Source organism: Levilactobacillus cerevisiae (assembly GCF_003946245.1).
In the GTDB taxonomy this organism is placed as follows: Bacteria; Bacillota; Bacilli; order Lactobacillales; family Lactobacillaceae; genus Levilactobacillus; species Levilactobacillus cerevisiae.
In genome coordinates, this window is the sequence record NZ_RHNN01000006.1 from 73386 (window position 1) to 93861 (window position 20476).

The 20476-nt window shown below is 52.3% G+C and carries 19 protein-coding genes and 1 riboswitch; of the genes, 14 read left to right on the plus strand and 5 right to left on the minus strand.

Translation table 11 applies throughout. The features are described 5' to 3' along the window. Positions 1-4: 4 nt before the first annotated feature. Complete coding sequence (locus EKM99_RS03810) at positions 5-559, minus strand: NADPH-dependent FMN reductase (RefSeq protein WP_125581114.1); 555 nt, start codon at positions 557-559, stop codon at positions 5-7. Between the two features lie 69 nt (positions 560-628). On the opposite strand from EKM99_RS03810, the gene EKM99_RS03815 reads away from it, so the two are divergent. The 7 genes from EKM99_RS03815 (at position 629) to EKM99_RS03845 (ending at position 7488) form a co-directional block, all read left to right on the plus strand. Continuing rightward, complete coding sequence (locus EKM99_RS03815) at positions 629-1072, plus strand: MarR family winged helix-turn-helix transcriptional regulator (protein WP_225419774.1); 444 nt, start codon at positions 629-631, stop codon at positions 1070-1072. A gap of 56 nt (positions 1073-1128) precedes the next feature. Then, positions 1129-1758: a hypothetical protein gene (locus tag EKM99_RS03820; protein ID WP_125581117.1), complete on the plus strand. Its 630-nt coding sequence runs from the start codon at positions 1129-1131 to the stop codon at positions 1756-1758. 750 nt (positions 1759-2508) lie between these two features. Beyond that, complete coding sequence (locus EKM99_RS03825; RefSeq protein ID WP_125581118.1) at positions 2509-3459, plus strand: phosphate/phosphite/phosphonate ABC transporter substrate-binding protein; 951 nt, start codon at positions 2509-2511, stop codon at positions 3457-3459. 102 nt (positions 3460-3561) lie between these two features. Continuing rightward, positions 3562-4326, plus strand: coding sequence for a phosphonate ABC transporter ATP-binding protein (phnC, locus tag EKM99_RS03830; protein WP_125581120.1), 765 nt, complete (start codon positions 3562-3564; stop codon positions 4324-4326). Next, complete coding sequence (gene phnE / locus EKM99_RS03835) at positions 4323-5117, plus strand: phosphonate ABC transporter, permease protein PhnE (RefSeq protein WP_125581122.1); 795 nt, start codon at positions 4323-4325, stop codon at positions 5115-5117. Before phnC ends, phnE (EKM99_RS03835) begins: the two co-directional genes overlap by 4 nt. After that, positions 5117-5929 (plus strand): phosphonate ABC transporter, permease protein PhnE, encoded by an 813-nt coding sequence (phnE, locus tag EKM99_RS03840; RefSeq protein WP_404819770.1) that lies wholly within the window; start codon positions 5117-5119, stop codon positions 5927-5929. The genes phnE (EKM99_RS03835) and phnE (EKM99_RS03840) overlap by 1 nt, the downstream gene beginning before the upstream one ends. A 2-nt stretch (positions 5930-5931) precedes the next feature. Continuing rightward, positions 5932-7488, plus strand: coding sequence for a bifunctional metallophosphatase/5'-nucleotidase (locus tag EKM99_RS03845; protein ID WP_125581126.1), 1557 nt, complete (start codon positions 5932-5934; stop codon positions 7486-7488). Positions 7489-7558: 70 nt separating this feature from the next. Here the strand turns inward: EKM99_RS03845 and EKM99_RS03850 are convergent, their stop codons facing one another. Continuing rightward, the gene (locus EKM99_RS03850; RefSeq protein WP_164511507.1) at positions 7559-8539 is read right to left on the minus strand and encodes a zinc-binding dehydrogenase; all 981 of its coding nucleotides are present in this window, start codon (positions 8537-8539) and stop codon (positions 7559-7561) included. Positions 8540-8878: 339 nt separating this feature from the next. Here EKM99_RS03850 and EKM99_RS03860 point away from each other — a divergent pair, with 339 nt between their 5' ends. The 5 genes from EKM99_RS03860 (at position 8879) to EKM99_RS03875 (ending at position 15574) form a co-directional block, all read left to right on the plus strand. Further along, on the plus strand, positions 8879-11629 hold the full coding sequence (locus EKM99_RS03860; RefSeq protein WP_125581132.1) for an HAD-IC family P-type ATPase: 2751 nt from the start codon (positions 8879-8881) through the stop codon (positions 11627-11629). 41 nt (positions 11630-11670) lie between these two features. After that, the gene (locus EKM99_RS15750) at positions 11671-11838 is read left to right on the plus strand and encodes a hypothetical protein (RefSeq protein ID WP_164511508.1); all 168 of its coding nucleotides are present in this window, start codon (positions 11671-11673) and stop codon (positions 11836-11838) included. A gap of 396 nt (positions 11839-12234) precedes the next feature. After that, positions 12235-13653, plus strand: coding sequence for a C69 family dipeptidase (locus tag EKM99_RS03865; RefSeq protein WP_125581232.1), 1419 nt, complete (start codon positions 12235-12237; stop codon positions 13651-13653). Between the two features lie 253 nt (positions 13654-13906). Next, a complete protein-coding gene (locus EKM99_RS03870) occupies positions 13907-14908 on the plus strand; it encodes a GW dipeptide domain-containing protein (protein ID WP_125581134.1) in 1002 nt (333 codons plus the stop codon). 108 nt (positions 14909-15016) lie between these two features. Beyond that, positions 15017-15574, plus strand: a complete 558-nt coding sequence (locus EKM99_RS03875) for a sugar O-acetyltransferase (RefSeq protein ID WP_125581136.1) — start codon at positions 15017-15019, stop codon at positions 15572-15574. A 381-nt stretch (positions 15575-15955) separates the two neighbouring features. On the opposite strand, the gene EKM99_RS03880 is transcribed toward EKM99_RS03875, so the two are convergent. Genes EKM99_RS03880 through EKM99_RS03890 form a run of 3 tightly spaced genes read right to left on the minus strand, consistent with a single transcriptional unit; the run spans position 15956 to position 18461 of the window. Next, on the minus strand, positions 15956-16705 hold the full coding sequence (locus EKM99_RS03880; protein WP_125581138.1) for an ABC transporter ATP-binding protein: 750 nt from the start codon (positions 16703-16705) through the stop codon (positions 15956-15958). A gap of 2 nt (positions 16706-16707) precedes the next feature. Beyond that, entirely contained in the window at positions 16708-17712 is a 1005-nt protein-coding gene (locus tag EKM99_RS03885) for an ABC transporter substrate-binding protein (RefSeq protein WP_125581140.1), read from the minus strand. Beyond that, complete coding sequence (locus EKM99_RS03890) at positions 17709-18461, minus strand: ABC transporter permease (RefSeq protein ID WP_125581142.1); 753 nt, start codon at positions 18459-18461, stop codon at positions 17709-17711. Before EKM99_RS03890 ends, EKM99_RS03885 begins: the two co-directional genes overlap by 4 nt. 57 nt (positions 18462-18518) lie before the next feature. Continuing rightward, positions 18519-18624: riboswitch (TPP riboswitch) on the minus strand. 639 nt (positions 18625-19263) lie between these two features. Between EKM99_RS03890 and EKM99_RS03895 the strand changes: the two genes are divergently transcribed. Then, positions 19264-19911 (plus strand): FusB/FusC family EF-G-binding protein, encoded by a 648-nt coding sequence (locus EKM99_RS03895; RefSeq protein WP_125581143.1) that lies wholly within the window; start codon positions 19264-19266, stop codon positions 19909-19911. A gap of 123 nt (positions 19912-20034) precedes the next feature. Further along, on the plus strand, positions 20035-20397 hold the full coding sequence (locus EKM99_RS03900; RefSeq protein ID WP_125581145.1) for a helix-turn-helix domain-containing protein: 363 nt from the start codon (positions 20035-20037) through the stop codon (positions 20395-20397). Positions 20398-20476: the final 79 nt, after the last annotated feature.

Genomic DNA, 20476 nt, shown 5'->3' on the forward strand with positions numbered 1-20476 from the left:
TAGATTAGTTGTTCAACCGGTGAGCAAATTCTGCACCCAATTGTTCGGCAACAAGCGTGTATGGTGCCAGGGCTTCTTCGGGGTCCTTGAATTGGCCAGCTTCATCCAGGGCGTCCCGTTTCAAGTCGATTTGCAGGTTGTTCGTCAGCATGGGCATTTTCAAGCCACGGACGACGAGTTGCATCCCCAATGCGGCCTGGAAACCACCGTGTCCGCCGTAAGAAACCAAGCTGACGGACTTGCCGCGCCATTCGGCGTAGAGCGTGTCGAGTGCATTTTTCAGGGGAGCGGGATAGCCCCAGTTGTATTGGGGAAATAATAAAATGAAGGCGTCGTAGCCTTGAATCAGCTGGCTCCAGGCCTTGGTGTGGTCGAGTTGGTAATTGCCATCGGAAGGCATCGCTTCTTCATCCAGGAAGGGCAGATTGATTTTGGCCAGATCAATCAAATCAATGCTGAGGCCTTCGTGGGCAACGTGTTCTTGTAACCAGGTGGCGATGCTGGGACTGATTCGGCTGGGACGGATGGAGCCGATAATTAAACCAATTTTTTTCGTCATGTGAATTCCCCTTTAAACTTATTCGTGCAATATGCACACATCTTAGCACCGTTCTGGTATAATAGCAACATGGATAATGAAATTTTTGAAGCACTATTTGAGATCGTGACGTTTTTTAATCAGCCACAACAGGATCGTCAGTTGTTACAGCAAGCCAATATTCCCCTGGAACCGGCCGCTTTGCCCATTATTGTGCGGGTCGGTCACCAACCGGAAATCAGTATTGGCGAACTGGCCAACCAGATTGGGCGGAATCATTCGTCTATCAGTCGGCAGGTCGATAAGTTGGTCACAGCAGGATGGCTCGTGGAGGTCGAGCGGCGTGATCAGCGGATTCGGCAGGTAGCGTTGAGTCCTCAGGGCCAGCGGGCTTTGTTGCAGATCAAGGTCGCCCGTGAAGCCGCTCTGCGTGATAAATTAAAAGACTACACGAATGCTGATCGCGTGGCGCTGTTACAGGTGTTGCAGCAGTTAGCGACGACCTTAACGGGACTGAATACGTACCACGAGTAATCAGCGGAGATGAGCGAATGATAAAACGCGGAAAAATTTGGCAACGATGTGCGATAATGGTTGGCTTTTATGGATTTTGGTGGTTGCGGACAGTGGGGTGGGTCGCACTGAACGCGGGCAATGGCGCCTCGGGCTGGCCAATCAGTATTTTGCTGGGAGAAGGCGTGTTGTTACTGGCACCCTGGGCACTGATTCTGGGGGCGTTTGCGGCCTTCTCGGGCGGCTGGGGCCAGATTACGGCGGCCTTAGTGACGCTAACTGTTTTGTCCAGTCAATTTTTAAGTGGGTACGCGGCCGGTATTCTGCCCGGCCTCACGTTGTTTACCGGCTGGGTGTTGGCGACGGCTAAACTGAAGTGTCCCTTCGGCCGGTCAACGACCTGGATGGCCGGTATTTTGAGTGCCCTGACCTTGCTCTGCCTGCTGTCACCACAAGCGAGTGCTCGACTGTACGTGGCGGGCTACCACTCCCCGTATCCGGCAGTGGTCAGCACGTATACGGCGGATCGGAGCAACTTGAAGAGTGACCAGTACATCGGTTATGATCCGGTCAAGCCAGCAGTTGCTGAACCGGCACTGCTGGGAGAGAGCGGCTACCCATTAACGAATCAAAATACCATGGCCATTCGCGTTTACCGGCTAGGCTTTCTGTATTGGCCGCTGGAAGATCGCTGGTGGGTGGTGTGAAATTAGCTTAAAGCACGCTGACAAGGTCCCTAGCCGACAAAATACGAGTTGTAAGCAATCTAAAAAGCGGACGTCCGCGTTACCGGGCGTCCGCGTTACCGGGCGTCCGCTTTTGCTCATTTCTGAGCACCTGTCGTTTTAGACAAAAAAATTAACCCGATTGAATCGAACTGGGATTTAGTCTGATTCAAGCAGGTTAATTATTCAATTGGGGACAGACAGAGTTAAGGCATTTTCCGGGTACCTTAATCGCTGTTACCAAAAAAGCTTTAGTTTGTCGTTAGTTTGTTAAGCAATTGTTTACGACATCTTTACTATAACAGAGAAATCAAGGCTTGCGGGCGAATTTGGTGATTTGTAATATTACAATTTTACTGAGACGTTTTAATGACGTGACATATTATGAATGAATGCAAATGAGTGTTGAAATAAATGGCAACAGGTGGTAGTTAAAACGGGTGGTTATACAGAAAACGCATTCATATTGCGTGGAAAAATTTTATTTTACTGGGTTGGCGATTCAGTATTTCCTGAGAACCCGGTTGTTTTCCGTCAATTGGTGAGTTGGGTTCGGAAAAGTCGGACTAATGTTCATTTAATTACTAGCTTATAGGTTGAAATTAGTTGATTTACCAAATATTATATTATTAATAACGAACTATAAATTTAATTATCATTGATTTGTTCGTCCTTTCTGCTAAACTAGAACTTGCTAAGGAAATCCATTACATATTCTGAGGAGTGAGTTTGATGCATTTAAAGGGTAAGGGGAAATTGCTCTTAATCATGGCAACGTTATTAATTTTGCCAACAACACTAGCTGCGTGTGGGAAAGCGACAAGCAGTGCGGGGTCCAAATCAGCAGCGTACACGCCTAAAAAGTTGTCGGTAGAATTTGTGCCGTCATCTAATGCCGGCACCATTGAGGCTAAAGCCAAGCCACTGGAAGGCCTCTTGAAGAAGGAATTAGGGATTCCAGTCACGGTTAGCGTTTCGACCGATTACAACACCATCGTTGAAGCCATGGGCTCGAAGAAGGTCGATATTGGTTTCCTGCCGCCAGATGCCTACGTCTTGGCGCACAAACAATATGGTGACAAAGTACTATTGCAGGCGCAACGCTACGGGGTTACTGAACCTGATGACAAGGCCTCCAAAGAACTGGTCAACTTCTACCGTTCACAAATTTTAGTGCGTAAGGACAGCGGTATCAAGTCAATCAAAGATTTGAAGGGCAAGAAGATTGCCGTGCAAGATACCACATCGACTGCTGGTTGGATCTTCCCTGCCGTTGAAATGTTGGAGCACGGTGTCAACATTAATAAGTCGGGCATCCAAACGGTCACGGTCAAAGGGCATGACCAAGGTGTCCTGTCAGTTTACAACAAGAACACGGACGCGGCCTTTGTCTTCCAAGGTGCCCGCAACATCGTGATGAAAGATCAAAAGGATATCATGAGCAAAGTTGTGCCCATCTACACAACCGGCAAGATTCCTAACGATACCATCACGGCACGGGGCGACATGAGCGACAAGTGGCAAAAGAAGATTTCTAATGCCTTCAAAGCCATCGCTAAGACGAAGCAAGGTCACGATATTATCTCTAGCGTGTACTCCCATCAAGGCTATGTCGATTCCAAGGACAGCAACTTTAATGTTATCCGGCAGTACGACAAGCAAGCCAAGCAGCTGGATAAATAGCACGTTAACCGCATAATTATTAGTTGAATACAGGCAGAATGGGAGAAGTAGTGAGGAAGCGCGTTTAGCACCTTGCTACTTTTTTATGGGGGAACTAACAGAATGAAACCAGCACCAATCATCTCGTTTAAAGAGGTCAACAAAATTTATAGCAACGGCACAGTCGGTTTGAAGGACATTAATTTTGATATTCTGCGCGGCCAGTTCTTGGTGGTTGTAGGCTTATCGGGGGCGGGGAAGAGCACGTTACTCCGCACCATCAACCGGATGCATGAGATTACGTCCGGGGAGATCACGATTGAAGACGAAACCATCAGCGACTACAAGGGCCAGTCGCTCCGCCTGTTGCGACGGAAAATTGGCATGATTTTTCAAGGCTTCAATTTGATCAATCGGTCCAGCGTGGAGCGTAACGTGCTGTCCGGTCGGGTGAGCTACTACCCAACCTGGAAGACAATCTGTGGCCTGTTTACCAAGGCAGATCGTGAAATGGCAGTCCGTGCGCTCCAGCGCGTTCAACTGGCTGATAAGATCTACACCCGCGCGGACGAATTATCCGGTGGGCAACAGCAACGGGTCGCGATTGCGCGGACACTCATGCAGGAACCCAAAGTTATTTTGGCCGACGAACCCGTGGCCTCACTGGATCCCTTAACGACCAAGACGGTCATGGATACGCTCCAGCGACTGAACCGTGAGGATAATATCACGGTGATTGTGAATCTCCATTCGGTCCCGTTAGCGCGACAGTATGCGGACCGAATTATTGGCTTGCGCGCGGGTGAGCTAGTCTATGATCGGCCCATTGCCGAGGTTACCGAAGCAGATTTGAATGAAATCTACGTAGCGGAGGCGGAAAAAGCATGATGTTACCAGAAATTCCTCGCCGCTCGTGGAGCCAGCGGTGGCACGTTAAGGGCTTGGTGGGAACCGGTATTTTACTGGTTCTATTAGTGGCATCTTCACGGATGACCGGAGTTGATGTCGGCATGTTCTTCAGCAATTTTGGTCAATTTCTAAATCTGTTAGTCCGGATGTCTTCACCCACCTGGTCCTATACCGCGGTAATTATCCGCCCATTACTGGAAACCATTCAGATGGCGATTCTAGGGACCACGATTGGGGCTGCGTTTGCTATCCCCTTTGCCGTATTGAGCGCGAGCAACCTGATTCACAACCGCTTTTTACGGGGCGTGACCCGGCTATTTTTGGATTTGGTACGAACATTACCGGATCTGTTACTGGCCGCAATTTTCGTTGCCGTCTTTGGCATTGGCTCCACCGCGGGGGTCGTCACGTTGGCCATCTTCTCGTTTGGGATGGTCTCCAAATTGTTCTATGAAGTGATTGAGGCCATTGATATGGGGCCGCTAGAGGCCTTGGAGTCAGTCGGTGCTAGTAAGATCACCATCATTTGGTTCGCCGTGCTCCCACAGATTCTCAATCAATTTGTCAGCTATTTTCTATACACGTTAGAAATCAACGTGCGAGCATCGACCGTGCTGGGATACCTAGGAGCCGGTGGGATTGGGGTCTTTCTACAGCGGTCGCTCAACGAGTTCAATTACAGTCAAACGGCTGTCATCATTCTGGCAACGTTGGCCGTGGTCTTGGTGATTGACGGCGTTAGTAACCACTTAAGGCGGGTGCTGCTCTAATGATGACGACAACTTTAATTGAAAAGTCGCACCGCACCCTCTGGCAACGTTGGAACTGGCTCATTTGGGTCGTCGTCATCGGTGGGCTCTATTATTGGACGGTTAACGGCTTGAAGTTTACCGGCCTCCAAGAGTCCGCGGGCACTGTCTCCCGGTCGATTGCGGCCGGGTTAGCCCACCCCCAGTGGTCCTACGTCTACGATGGGACGGGTGAAGACCTGACCTCGTTGATTTTACAAACGTTGGCGATTGCCTTTCTGGGGACGATTGTTTCGGCAGTCATCAGTGTGCCCTTTGCCTTCTGGGCGGCACGGGGGACGCATGAGCACTTTTTCCTCCGTTCTGGCAGTGGCAAGGTCGTGCTGACTTTGATTCGGACCTTCCCGGAAATTGTGCTGGCAATTATGTTCATCAAGGCCGTTGGACCGGGCTCCTACGCGGGGGTCTTGGCCGTTAGCATCCATTCCATTGGGATGCTGGGGAAACTGTTTAGTGAGGCCATTGAGAATATGGATCGTGGGTCTGAAGAGGCCATCGTCAGTGCTGGTGGCCGAGCAGGGCAAGTCTTTGCTTTGGCAACAGTTCCCACGATCATGCCAGAATTCTTTTCCTACACGCTGTATCGTTTTGAAATAGCCGTTCGGTCCGCTTCCATCCTCGGGATGGTCGGGGCCGGTGGGATTGGAACGCCCATGATTTTTGCGATTCAGACCCGGAACTGGCCTAAGGTCGGGATTATTCTGTTAGGAATCGTGTTGATGGTGCTCTTAATTGATACGTTATCCGAACAGTTGCGGAAGAGGCTAATTTAACAATGAAAGTGAAAATTCTCTCCACCAGTGATGTCCACGGGTACGTGTATCCGACCAACTACCGTGATCGCCAGGATGACCAGGCATTTGGTATGTTAAAGGCGGCCACGGTGATTCGCCAAATTCAAGCGGAGGCGACGGCCGATGAGATTGTTGTCACGATTGAAAATGGGGATTGGATTCAAGGCTCTCCGCTAGCAAGTTTTCTAGCCCAGGCACCGTCACCAGACCAATCCTTATTCACCGCACTCACGGCCGCACTACACTACGACGCCGGTGTGTTGGGTAATCATGAGTTTAACTACGGCCAAGCCTATATTCGCCAGGCCGAAAGCCAACGTAACTACCCGTTGCTGGGCGCCAACATCAGTGGCGGTATGGCGCAAGGACTTCTTGACGCGCCGTACCAAATCATTGAGAAACACGGCGTGAAGATCGCGATTCTTGGCCTGACCACGGCATACGTTCCGGTCTGGGAACGCGCGGAGCACGTCGCCGGGTTAGAATTCACCTCAGCCGTGGCAACGGCGCAGCGGTTAGTGCCGCAATTGCGCGAGCAAGCCGACGTGGTGATTGTTGCCTACCATGGTGGGTTTGAGGCTGACCTGGAGACGGGCGCGCCGACCGAACGACTAACCGGGGAAAATGAGGGCTATCGCTTACTTACGGCCGTTCCGAGCATCGATGCGCTGGTTACCGGGCACCAACACCGCCAGATTGCGGGGGTCTATCAGGGCGTCCCCACGACGCAACCCGGCGAAAAGGGTGCAGCCGTGGGGCTGATTGAACTGACCTTAGATGCGCACAAGCAGGTTGTCGGTCAGACGGCCAAGCTGTTAAGCACGGCCAACGCAGACCCTGATCAGCAGTTAAGCCACATCGCGGCACGGGTGAAGACCCGGGTCGAGGACTGGTTGGACGAACCAATTGGTGAGTTGACCGGGGCCTCCTTAACCGTAAGTGACCCCATGATGGCACGCCTACAGGGACATCCATATTTGCAATTTGTGAATGAAGTCGAAATGGCGGCGGGTGGCGTCGACATTGCCGCGACGGCCCTCTTCAACGACGATGTTCGCGGCCTGGCCAGTCACACGACGCGCCGGCAACTCCTCAACAGTTATCCGTATCCTAATACGTTGGTTGTGGAGCGGGTGACCGGCCGTGAGTTGCGCAACGCCCTGGAGCGCTGTGCCAGTTTCTTTGCGGTCAATCAGGGAAAAGTTGGCGTGGCCAGGGCGTTCACTAGTCCCAAGTTAGCCCTGTACAATTACGACGTGTACAGCGGTCTGTCGTATCAGTTTGATGTCACCCAACCGGTAGGCCAGCGAGTGACCCAATTGACGTACCACGGGGTTGCGGTCCAACCGACACAAACGTTAGAGGTTGCCATGAATCAGTACCGGGGCAACGGCGGTGGTGACTATCCCATGTTTTCTGCCGCTAAGGTCATTCGGGAGATTAATGTCGACATGGCAGAGCTGATCAGTCAGTATTTTAAGGCACATCCCGTTGTGACCGGTCGACCACAGACCAACTTCACCGTCGTCACGCATTAAAGGGTACCGCCAAAATAGTACCATCTAAAAAGTCCGTAACCGTTGAACGCCAACGATTGCGGACTTTTTACTAGCTTTGAATTTGAATGACTAATTTTCCTAAGTTTTCACCGCGCTGTAAGATCTTTAGCCCCTCAGCGGCATCATCAAAGGGCAAAATCCGGTCAACGATGGGGTCGAATTCACCCACGGCTAGCTTCTGGCCCACGACACCGGCCATGAAACCGAGGTCGGCAATCTCTTGGGAATTGTTCGAGTGGTAGACGCCACCTAGCGCGGAGCGGGTGATGCCCAGGGCCTTGCTGTCTAGGTCTAAATCAGCCGGCATGCCGTCGCCAATCGCAATAATTTGGCCGTTGTAAGCCATGCGGTCGACATCGGCGGCGAGTTCTGCGCCCCCAATGGTGTTGATGCTCAGACCAACACCCTTTCCATCCGTTGCTTTCATGACCGCGGCCGTCACGTCTTCTTGGTGGTAGTCGATAATCACGTCGGCACCCACCTTTTCAATCAAGGGCCGTTTGCGCGCCGAGGTCGTGGTAATGGTTTTCAAATGCAGGTCATGGGCGAATTGTAGGGCGGCTATCCCCACGGCCCCGCCACCAGCGTGAATGAGCACCGTTGGTAATTCGGACAGGTTGGCCTTGCGATACAGGGCCTGGTAAGCCGTCAATGTGCCACACAGACTGGCAGCCGCCAGTTCAAAGCTCACGTTGCTGGGAATGGGCGCCAGACTTAACGGCGTGGTGACCGTAAACTCTGCGAGACTCCCGGCTCGGCGGAGATCGCCGTGGTACATGACCCGGTCACCGACCGCCCAGTCCGTCACGTGTGCGCCCACTGCCACAATTTCACCGGCACAGTCCATGCCCACGACCCGCGGTGCCGTCGTGGTGCTATCTGCGATAACCTTATAGTCCGCCGGGTTCAAGCCAACGGCCCGTACGTAAACTTTCACTTCATCGGCGCTGGGGGTGGGTTCGGGAACATCGGTTAGGGTAAGGTCATCCAAGGTGTGGGGTGCAGGCCCCGTAATCGTCCAAGCTTTCATGCAAATCATCCTTCTTTGTTTGTCTACTAATTCGGGGAAAAGGGACTTCCGTCAAGCGCATCAGCCGGCAAAAATAGTTGTGTGCCTCACTGGTTATGGTAGCTGATTTCTACCGCTAATCAAAATAGTTTGTTTGATTGTGACCGTTATCATTTTAGCCTATTATTAAAAGTATGTTGCAATCGAACCTAATGGGATGCAATTTTCATGAAAACTTGGTAAAATTAATTAACTAAAAATGAGATTTGGAGGTGGACGCCTTGCACCAACCGTATGCTGCATTCCCAATTCCTGACCGCTAAGCTGAATTTTTTCAAATAGAAAGGAAGATTTATTTACATGCCTAAAGACTCAAAAGAACCCGTTAGTACCCCCACCGAAGCTGAAACCACTGACCCTGGACCCAGCCAGCAGTCGCCCCTATGGCAACGTTCGACTGAGTCCTTACTTGTCGACTTTGCCACGGATAAAGATGCCGGCCTGACCACTGCCGAGGCCCAAGCGCGGCTGAAGCAAAATGGCCCCAACGAGTTGACCGCCAAGAAACAGTCGAATTTACTGCGTTTCTTGAAGCAATTTAACAACTCCATCATCTACATCCTGGCGGCGGCTGCCCTGATGACGTTTTTCATGCATCACTACTCCGATTCCATTGTTATCGGCCTGGTGATCATTGCGAACGCCTTTATCGGCTATTTCCAGGAACGTTCAGCGGATAACGCTTTGGACCGCATCAAGGCTTTACTGGTTTCCGAGGCCGTCGTCATTCGTGACGGCCAGAAGATTACGTTGCCGGCGCGCGAGCTGGTGACCGGAGACATCGTCCAGTTGGAAGCCGGGGATACCGTCCCCGCTGACCTCCGATTGATCGACGCGGATAACTTAAAAATCCAAGAGTCCGCCTTGACCGGTGAAACGGATTCCGTGGAAAAGGGGGAGGATCCCTTGGACGTGGCCGACCTGGCGCTAGCCGAACGGACCAACCAGGCCTTTGCCTCCACCGCCGTTACCAATGGGTCTGGCCGGGGAATCGTGACCGTTACCGGGACCCAAACCGAGATTGGTCATATCCAGCAAAATGTTGCCGAGGTTAAGCAACAGACGACACCATTAATGAAAAACTTGAACAGTTTAGGCTTGGGTTTATCCATTGCCATTCTAATTGCGGCCGTCCTGTTATTTATCTTGGGGATGATCACCCACGTCTACAGTTTACCAACCCTGTTGATTGCCGTAATCACGATGGTCGTTGGGTCCATGCCTGAAGGTCTGCCGGCCAGCACGTCGGTGGTCCTTGCCATGGGAACCCAGGCGATGACCAAGCAAAATATTATCGTTAAGACGCTGCCTGCCGTGGAAACACTGGGGGCCGTCGACATCGTTAACACCGATAAAACCGGGACGTTAACTAAAAATGAAATGACCGTGACCGACATTTTGACGCCGCAGGATACCTATACCGTGTCTGGTGTGGGTTACGACGCGGCCGGCCACATTCAAAATGACGAGGGCCAAGAAGTTGATTGGCAGGCTGACAGTGATTTGGAATGGCTGGTCCAAATTGCCGGCCAGACCTCCGATGCCGAATTCCATGAGGAAGATGGCCAGTGGGTCTTGACCGGGGAACCCACCGATGGGGCGTTAACGGCGCTCTACCACAAGATGGTCGGCACGGACCCGGCACCCCAAGAAATTGATTCGCTACCGTTTGATTCCGCCATCCGCTACTCGGCGCGACTCGTCGATCACCGCGGCCAACGCTACCTGCTGGTCAAGGGAGCGCCCCAAACGTTAACGCGCTTGATGGCCGATCAGGGTGAAACCGTGGACGAAGCCGCTTGGCAAGCTCGGTTGTCTGAATTGACGCAACAGGGGAAACGGGTGGTGGCCTTGGGGTACCAACCCGTAGCCGCCGACGCCGATGAAGTCGACGATATCGCGGTCGGTCAGAACTTCCATTTAGCCGGAATGGCCGGCATCATCGACCCCCCACGTCCTGGAGTGGCCGATGCCGTGCGGCAATTACGGTACGCCGGAATTAAAGTTAAAATGATTACCGGGGATGACCCGGAAACAGCCGCGGCTATCGCCCAACAGCTGAACCTGTCCGAACAGGCCAAGGCCATTACCGGTCCCGAACTGGCGCAATTGAGTGATGCCGAACTGGCCGCTCAGATTGACAAGTACACCGTGTTTGCCCGGACGACACCTGCTGACAAATTGCGGATCGTGAAGGCCCAACAGTCTCGTGGTCACGTGGTTTCCATGACCGGTGATGGGGTCAACGATGCGCCTGCCTTGAAGCAAGCCGACATTGGGGTCGCCATGGGAATTCGGGGAACCGACGTTGCCAAGGATTCCGCCGACATGGTGTTGGCGGACGACGACTTCACCTCAATCTTAAGCGCTGTGCGGGAAGGCCGGCACGTCTTCGATAACATTCGGAAGACGATTCGGTTCTTACTGCCAACCAGTTTCGCCGAAGGATTGATTGTGGTCCTCAGTATTTTGATGGATCAAGAGTTGCCCCTGTTCCCCACACAACTGTTGTGGATTAACATGGTGTCCGCCTTGACGATTCAATTTGCCTTCATCTTCGAACCCGCCGAAAGTGGCATCATGAAGCGGGGACCACGGGATGTCACCCGGGGAATCTTGTCCAAGCTGGATATTTTCGAAGTCACCTACGTGTCGCTACTGATCTCTGGGTTGGGGATGTTTGCCTACGACCTCTTAACGGGCCAGGGTCTCTCCGCCGTCATCGGGAGTACCATGACGCTAAACGTGATCATCTTCGGCAAGATTTTCTATCTGTTCAACCTGCAAAATGACCATCCCGTGCTGTCGAAATACTTCTTCAGAAATAAGATGAGCTTCGCGATTGTGGGGCTCTTGCTGGTGCTGCAAGCTGTGATTATTTACTGGCCAGCCATGCAGGGTGTCTTCCACACCACGTCCGTCAACTTTGTCTATGGTTGGGGAATCCCAATTGTAGCTGGTATCGTGGTGTTGGTAGTCACAGAAATTGCGAAAGCCATCCGTCACCGCATCGACGCTAGTACCGTTACTCGCGAGCAACGCAACTTTTAATAAGCTGTTGTCAGGCGTGCGTTTAAAGATGGGTGGTTGAAATGAAACGTAAAATTCACTGGGTACCGGTGGGCATCATGCTCCTCGCAGCGGTCTTCGTCGACCTCAGTCGCGATAGCTTGCCAGAGTGGCTAGTCATCGGCTTTACGATTGGGTGGGTCCTGATCGTCGCTGTCTGCGTGTACCAAATGGTGAGTATTAAGCGTTAATTAAATGGGAGAGTGGGATAAAAGGCGGTTAGCTGGTGAGCATTAAGGCTGATAGCCGGATAATCCCGGGCTTGGATTATTTGGCTATCAGTTTTAAGCGGAGCCAGCTGCCTTTTGTCGCACGTTTCAACAATATAGCATTGGAGATACAACGTGAGTCTGGGGATTTATCCCAGACTCTTTTTTTATAGTTGGCTGTACGACGCTGAAAACGACAACGTAGGTATAACCCACCGACATAGCAGAGGTAGAAGACTAAGCTATTGGCATTGTTGTGGTTAACTACCGGCTTCCCTTATACCTTGAGGGACACAATCTAGGAATATTTAGCGAAACCCCTAGCCCTTAGCACCCGATAATCCTATACTGGTAGAAAAGGGGGCGGAACATAAAATGTTGAAGAAAAGTTCCGATTGTACCGAGATTTTAGTGGGTAAGGCCGCCAGTATGGACGGTTCCACCATTGTGGCACGTAACGAGGATGGTTACGGCCCCATCAATCCAATTAAGTTTGTGGTCCACCCAGCAACGGACCAACCGGGTGCCACGTTCACGTCAATTACCACGGGCGTTAACGTTCCCTTACCCGATCATGCTTTGCGCTACACCGGCACGCCCCAGGCTGACCAGAGTGATGGCCAGTACGAAGAAGCCGGCATCAATGAATTAAACGTCGGCATGAGTGCCACCGAAACCACGGCGACCAACGCCCGCGTTCTGGGTTACGACCCACTGGTTGACGATGGGATTAACGAAGAAGCCATGGTCACCCTGGTTTTGCCATACATCAAGACTGCCAAGGAGGGTGCCCAACGCTTGGGTGCGCTGCTTGAAAAATACGGCACCGGTGAGAGCAACAGCATTGCCTTCAACGATCATGATGAAATTTGGTACCTGGAGACGGCCGGTGGTCATCACTGGGCAGCCATGCGTTTGCCAGAAAATACTTACGCCATCGCGCCTAACCAGACGTTGATGCAAGAGGTTGACCTCAACGACAGTGACAACTTCTTGGTTGCGACTGACCTGGTCGACTTTGTTGAAAAGAACCATTTGAACCCCACGCCTGGCACCTTTAACTTCCGCGAAATCTTCGGCACGCACGGTGAAGATGATGCGTACTACAACACGCCGCGGACCTGGTACGGCCAAAAGTTATTCAATCCAGAAATTACGGATCAACAGCCAACCGACCAGGACATGCCATTTACCCGCGTGCCCGCTAAGAAGTTGGCGATTGAGGATGTGCAGTTCTTCTTGAGCTCACACTACAACGGCACGCCGTACGATCCATTTGGCACCTACGCTTCCGGCTCAGCCGATGACCAGAAGAAGTACCGGCCAATCGCGATGGACCGGAATCAGTGTTCCTCCATTTTGCAAATTAGAAACGATGTACCGGCCGATCACGCCGCCATTCAGTGGATCGCCATGGGCTTCTTCGCCTACGCACCTTACGTGCCATTCTTCACGAACATCGACGACACGCCGGTTGATTACCAGAACACGACGACTTCAGTTGATGTCGAGAACGTTTACTGGTTGAATAAGACCTTGTCCGTGATTATTGAACCCCATTTCCACGAGTATGTCGAAGCCGTTAACGCCTTCCGCGAAGGTTGCCAGTCCTATGCTCGTTCTCGGGTCGCAGCGACCGACGCCAGCATCACGGGCGACGCGACAGCCTTCCTGACCAAGAGCAATGCCGAAACGGCGGGTGAGATTTCCAAACGAACCCACCAACTGTTCGACGACCTGGTTAAACACGGCTTGTTGTTATCCAAGACGGCTTGGGAAAAGGGTCAAAACCTGTAACAAAATAGAGAGTGGGACAAAAGGCGGTTAGCTGGTGAGCATTAAGGCTGATAGCCGGATAATCCCGGGTTGGGATTATTTGGCTATCAGGTTTAAGCGGAACCCGCTGCATATTGTCGCACGTTTCGACAATATAGCTTTGGAGACACAAGGTGAGTCTGGGGTTTTGTCCCAGACTCTTGGCGGCTAATTGATTGCCGCTAGAAAAAGAGTGAGTGGTGAAAAGTTGAGGATAGACTAGGAGGAGACAACCATGAAGTGGATGAAATTCATCTTGGCCAGCAGTGTGGGACTGTGTTTGTGGGGCGGCGTGACAACTGCCCGCGCAGCCAAGAAAGTCACGTTACCGGCGTATCCGAAGCAGCGGGTCTTTACGTTTAAGACGAAGGGCACCAAAGTTTACAGTTATCCGCGGGCGGCCTACCAGCACAGCGATGTGTTAGGGGCCGACCAAAGCACGACTAAGAAGTGGACGGTCGATAAGGTGGTCACCGTGAAGGGCAAACGCTACGTGCGGCTCGCTTTGGTTAGCGCCAAAGCGTTGCCACACGGCACCATTGTCCCAAATGCCACCAAGACCAAGACAACCTTGGTCGGCGGTTACGTGGCCCTGAGCAAGCTGAAGTATCACCAACAGATTGCGCAAATGAAGGCCATGAAGAAAACCGCTTACTGGACGCCAACCACCACAACTGATTTTTGGAACATGCCCGCCAAGTCTTTGGGGAAGACGGCGGCGAACCATTACGGCCACACGTACGGCTACCAGACAATCTACGCGATTCAATCGTTGACGACCACCAGTAAAAAGCGCTATTTGTACTTTGAAACGGCGGCTGGCAAGGCGATTGGCTGGTTGCCACAGAGCGCGGTCATCCGCGGCCAATATCCGGATCTCTTGAAACGAGAGCTGAACCGGAATTTGACAGCCGACACGACGGCGTTGACCACGGTGGATAAGGCCGGTCACGTCAAGGTTGGCGTGGCATTGAAGAATGGCCAAGTCCAACGGGTGGCCCTGTTGAAGCAAAACAGTACCACGGCCGTCTATGATTTTAAGGACGGCAAGGCGGTCAAACTAACGACGCGCACATCAGCGGGCAAGGTCAAGCAGTCCGTAGCGATGACCCAAACAACCACGAACCTGACGTTCAAGGCCCAATCGGACTTTGACATTCAGGGGTACACGTACCAGGTGAAGGTCACGCCGGCCGGTAGGGTCAGTGTCCTGAGCGTTGGTGGGTGGATTGCTTAAGTTAAAGTAAATGAAAATCCGGTCGCTGCGTCTTGGCTGACCGGATTTTTTGGCGTCCTTGACTGACAGCCAGCTCTAAGTGTTAAGCTAAACGCGAGGTGAAAGACAATGGCAAAAACAGAGCTACAAAAATTAGCAGCCGGCGAGCCTTACCATTTTCTAGACGACGAGGTGGCCGCACGAAAGGCCCAAGCCGCAAAGCTGTGTCAGGAGTTCAACGCGATTCCAGCCACTGATCCCGCCGCTCAGACGGCTAAAATCAAGGAAATCTTGGGCAGTCACGGTGAGTGGGTTTCCGTTCAGGCCACGTTCAACTGCGATAACGGCCAGAACATCCACGTTGGCGAGGACTTCTTGAGTAATTACAATCTCACCATCTTAGACATTGCGCCGGTGACGATTGGTAGCCACGTGATGATTGGGCCCAATGTGGATATTTACACGGTCAATCATCCCCTGACGCCAACCGGTCGGCGAGAGTATCTGGCGCAGGCAACACCAGTCACCATCGGCAATGACGTTTGGATCGGTGGCAAGGTGGCCATCATGCCCGGCGTGACGATTGGCGATAACGTGGTAGTTGCGGCCGGTGCCGTGGTCACCAAGGATGTCCCAGCAAACACGTTGGTCGGCGGCGTCCCGGCTAGAAAACTGAAAATGCTGTAATCAAAAATCCTGGTAGCCAATGATGACTATCCAGGATTTTTTGAGTTCTATAGAAAGATGAAATGTTGGCATCGCCCTCTACACGGCAGGGATATGACACTTGAATATCGACAACATTGTCTAAGAATGCAGGCCCACGCCTCGTCAGATGGACTGTGATCACAGCATCGTCATGTTGAAGAACAAGATTAACCGGAGGAGGCCAGAGATGCAGGCAGCTGTGACAACGGTGTTAGCTGGGAACCAGCTTACAGCGTGGGACGTGTTTGGAGACTGGCGAATTTTGCCAGGCTTCAAACCGAGCCGGAGGACCGCCTCTCAGGCCGTAGGCGGTCCCCATAGCAGCCGGAATCTCTGGCAGCCGCAGGTGGCAATTTACCGCTAATCGGGATTGGCACTCGCCAAGCTATCCGCACGCAACAACTCGTAGATTTCGGCTTTCAAAGGTGCCTGCGCCGCTAACCAGTCCCGATTGCGGACCGCTGGCGTCAACGCGATGTCTTGCACCACGTGGGCTGGGCGCGCGGAGAGCACCAGAATGCGGTCGGACAGGTAGATGGCCTCCTCGATGTCGTGGGTGACCAACAGGGTCGTTCGTTTTAAATTCGCCGGCAGCCCCAGTAGCCAATCCTGCATCAAGCCCCGGGTCATCGCGTCCAGTGCGCCAAACGGCTCATCGAGCAACCGGTAGTTGGCGGGGTTCAACATCGTGCGTAACAGAGCCACCCGTTGCCGCATCCCCCCGGAAAGCTGGTGGGGGAGAAAGTGGCGGTACGGCAGCAGGCCACAGATCGTGAGGAGCTCCGTCACCCGTTCTTGATCGATTGGTTGATGGTTGATCCGTTGATACAGCGTGATATTCTGATCGACGTCGTACCACGGAAACAACATGTCCTCCTGTGGCAAGTAACTGAACGTGGTGTTGAGCCCGGTGATGGCGTGACCGTCGACGGCGAGGGTCCCCATGGACGGCTGTAACAACCCCGTCAACAATTTTAAAATGGTCGATTTACCAGCCCCGCTCGGCGCAATCAGCGACACGAAGCTGCCATCCGCAATCGTGGCGGTGACGTCGTTTAAGATGTCCAGCTTATCCAGCGTCAGGCCAACGTTTTTCAGCGTGATCGTCATGCTTATTTACCGACGTACTGGTTGGTGTAGAGCGTGTCCGCCGGAATGGCCTTCTTGATGAGACCGTATTCCTTCATGAAGCCGGTGTAGTTGTTCCAGACCTTGGCGTCCATTTTGCCCCAGTTGGCCGCGTCATCCGTGTAGTTCGCCGACAGGAACGCTTGCGACTCTTCTAAAAAGCTCAAGTCATAGTCCTTGGCATACTTATGGAGAATCTTGGCGTCCGCCTTGGGATGAGCGATGACGTCCTGGTAGCCTTTCTTGGTGGCGCTCATGAATGCCTGCACCAGCTTGGAATTTTGCTTGAGCTGGGTATTGTTGGTGATGATCACCGGCGTGTAGTAGTCTAAACGCTTGTCCAGCTGGCGGAGCGGCATGTAGTTCACCTTGATGCCGTCGTCCTTCGCCCGAATAACGTCCCAGCCTTGGAACCACCACTGGAGGTCGTTCTTCTTGCCCAGGCTCTTGGGACCATCGCCGGTCGCACCGACAATTTTAAGTGACTTCGGGTTGACGTGGTCCTTGCTCATGACTGCCTTCAGGACGGCCTCTTCACTAGGCGTTTGCCAACCGGCATAGGTCTTACCCGCGAAATCCTTAGGTGAGGTGATGCCGCTCGACTTCAGCGATACGAAACCGGACGTGTTGTGCTTGATCACGGTTCCGATGGCCTTCACGGGGATGTTCTTGCCATCGGCGTGGGCGTAGGTGACATCCTCTTGATAGCTGACACCAAATTGGGCCTTGTTGGCACCAACCATCCCGATACTGGTGGCGTTATCGCCGGGTTCAATAATTTTGACGTTTAGGCCGGCAGCCTTGAAATACCCCTTGTCCTTCGCCACGTAGAGCCCGGTGTGGTTGGTGTTGGGAACGTAGTCGAGCACAATGGACACGTCCGTCAACTTCTTAGCTGATTTGGAATCGGATGATTGACTCTTAGACGTGCCGCACGCAGTCAGCGATAGTAGGACTGGCACCAGTAACCAAAGTTTCGTTAATTTCATGATAATCTCCCTTGAATAACTATTTTATAATATAACTTTTGAAAACCCCGAGTGACGATGTTTAACCCTAAACTCAAAACGATGACGCAGAGAATGGCGGCGAAGACCTTGTCGATTTGGTAGCCGTTCTTCACCCGAATCATGTAATAACCCAGGCCGGCTTCGGCGCTCAGCCATTCCCCAATGATGGCGCCGCTGACGCAATAGGTAGCGGCGATGCGTAGGCCGGCGAAGAAGCCCTGCATGCCCCGCGGAATCTTTAACAGGCGATAGACCTGCCAACTCTTCGCGCCCATCGTTTGCAGAAACCGAATCTGATCCAGTGAGACCTTGCCCAACGCCTCCGAAAAGGCCACGATAATGGGAAAGTAGCTCATGAGTACGACCAGGATGATCTTCGGGGCCATGCCAAAGCCGAACCAGAGGCTCAGTAGCGGTCCTAAAACCATGACCGGCAACGTCTGCGAGATGACCAGCAGCGGGTAAAACGATTGGTACAACAACTGCCAACGGTCCATGACCAACGCCGTGCAGAACGCTAACAGACAGGCAATCCCCAGGCCAATCAAGGATTCGTAGAGCGTGACCCACGAATTTTGCAGCAGGCCTTGCCCATCCGTGACCAGGGCCTGAGCGACCGCCACCGGACTGGGCAAAATGAACGCGGGCGTGTGCAGCAGGGTCACCGCGAGTTGCCAGATTCCCAGCAGGAGCACTAGGCTGCCGAGCGGGTATAACCGATGTTTCATGTAAAACCACCTTTCCATCAAAAAAGCCCTAACCGGGGGAGTGTCACCGCCAGGATAGAGCATCCGTGCGTTTCTCCCTGCGCCAGTGTTAACTGACAGGTTCAATGGGTCAAAGTTCACAACTTCCTCTCGTGCCGTTTAACGGTATCCCCAGAAACTTTTTAAGTTGTTGTTAGTATAGCATGCTCGTGAAAACGGGACAACCCAATTTTCTAGTTTCAAATTAAATCCTGTGAAATTTGATTGCATACCACTAATGGGTTTGTGGGCAAATGAGGTTGTTGCGAAATCGTCGTTTGTCACCGGTCATTCGACTAATAATTAGTGGCTAAGCCAGCCATATTAGGGGTTAAAATATCCGACACCAAAATGGTCAGTTACCAAACAGATAGTGGTCCTTAATTTGCTCGCCAAGCAAACCGGATGGTCAGGGGGGTGTCGGCACGGATGAGTATCGTAGAATAGACTCAAAGCCGCGCTGATTGCGGTCAGCGTGGTTTGGTTGTACTCGGCTTTAAAAATGAAATAATGGAAAATGTCTGGCGACTACCATCAAAGTGGCTGGCATAGATTTAGAGCTGGGAGTAGGGGACTTCGTGATCGCGGAGTCTCTTTTTCTTGCGTCGGGCCCAGCGGTTGCGGTATACTTACAAGCACTTCAGCTAAAACAGCTGAACGCAAGGAGATGATCGACGATGATGGCATCGTTATTTGTACGGATGAGTGCTGCTAGTTAGCGACACTTTTCTGCAAAACCCTTTCAGAGAAGTGTCAGGTTTAAATCTGAAAGGAAGCAACATTCATGGAACCCACTATTTCCACCTACGAATACAGTTATATTACCCAACAAATCAACACGCTGGTCAGCGCTTATCTATCCGTTAACGATAAACACATGCGTAGTATCGTCCGCGATACCACGTTAGAACGGATTAAGCCGCTACTGCCAGGTGACGACCCCCGCGCCCAAGAATTCTTGACGCGGCTACAGCCCGACCGGTTAACCCGTAAGGCTGCGGCGGAGATTTTACCGTTGCTGGAACCGCTAGTTATCCCGTTTCCGGAGCTGTCGGTCAAGCAGTTGAGCAAGCTGTTTCGTAAGGTGAAGAAGCTCAAGCAGCCGGAATGGCCCAGCTTGAACTTACACGAACTGACCTATTTAGGTTGGAACGACGGCGGTAGCCAGAAGAAATATCTGGTGGCCCCGTATCAGGATCGGCTGATCGGCATCCAGGGCGACCTGGCGCCACAAGTGGTCAAGGGCGTCTGCAGCATTTGCCAGACGATTGGCAACGTCTCACTCTTTGTGTCGACGACCAAACGCTCTGGACTGGGCACCTACACCCGTAATGGCAATTACATCTGTCGCGACAGTGCGCAGTGTAACCGCCAGCTGACCGACCCCCAAGCGCTGACTGATTTCATTACGGTCGTGCGCCCGAAAAAATAATGAAGCTTTGTGCGAGGACTCTGTTAGGGGGTCCTCGTTTTTGTGTGCATTTTTGAAAATAGGCGTGTCCAAACTTAGTAGAAGTCGATATGAGCGCTGGTCACACAGGCCAAGCCGAAAGCTGTGGCTTTACCTGGTATCCATGCTACGATTGCTGAGAAAAGTTGGGATGTGAACGTGATTAGTCAGACGAAAAATACAGTGTCAGCCTACGTAGATGATTTGATTGCCGAGAGAATGGTAGACCCGCGTTTTCGCCCCGGCATGATACAACAGAAGGTCCAGCTAGAGTTGGCCCTTAGCTTAGTCTTAGCGCGCGAAAAGGCCCAAATGTCACGAAGTCAGCTGGCCGAACGGACGAATATCAGTGAACGCATCATTAGTCAGATTGAAAATGGCGATGGCAATCCATCATTGCAGACATTGGTTAGGCTTTCTATTGCTTTGCACCAGCCATTAAGTGTGACGTTTAGTCATTCGCTTTAGCTATATAGTCATTAGACCACCTAATCAGTTAACGAGGACTCTGTTCAGGGTACTCGTTTTTGTGTTGCACAGGGAAAGC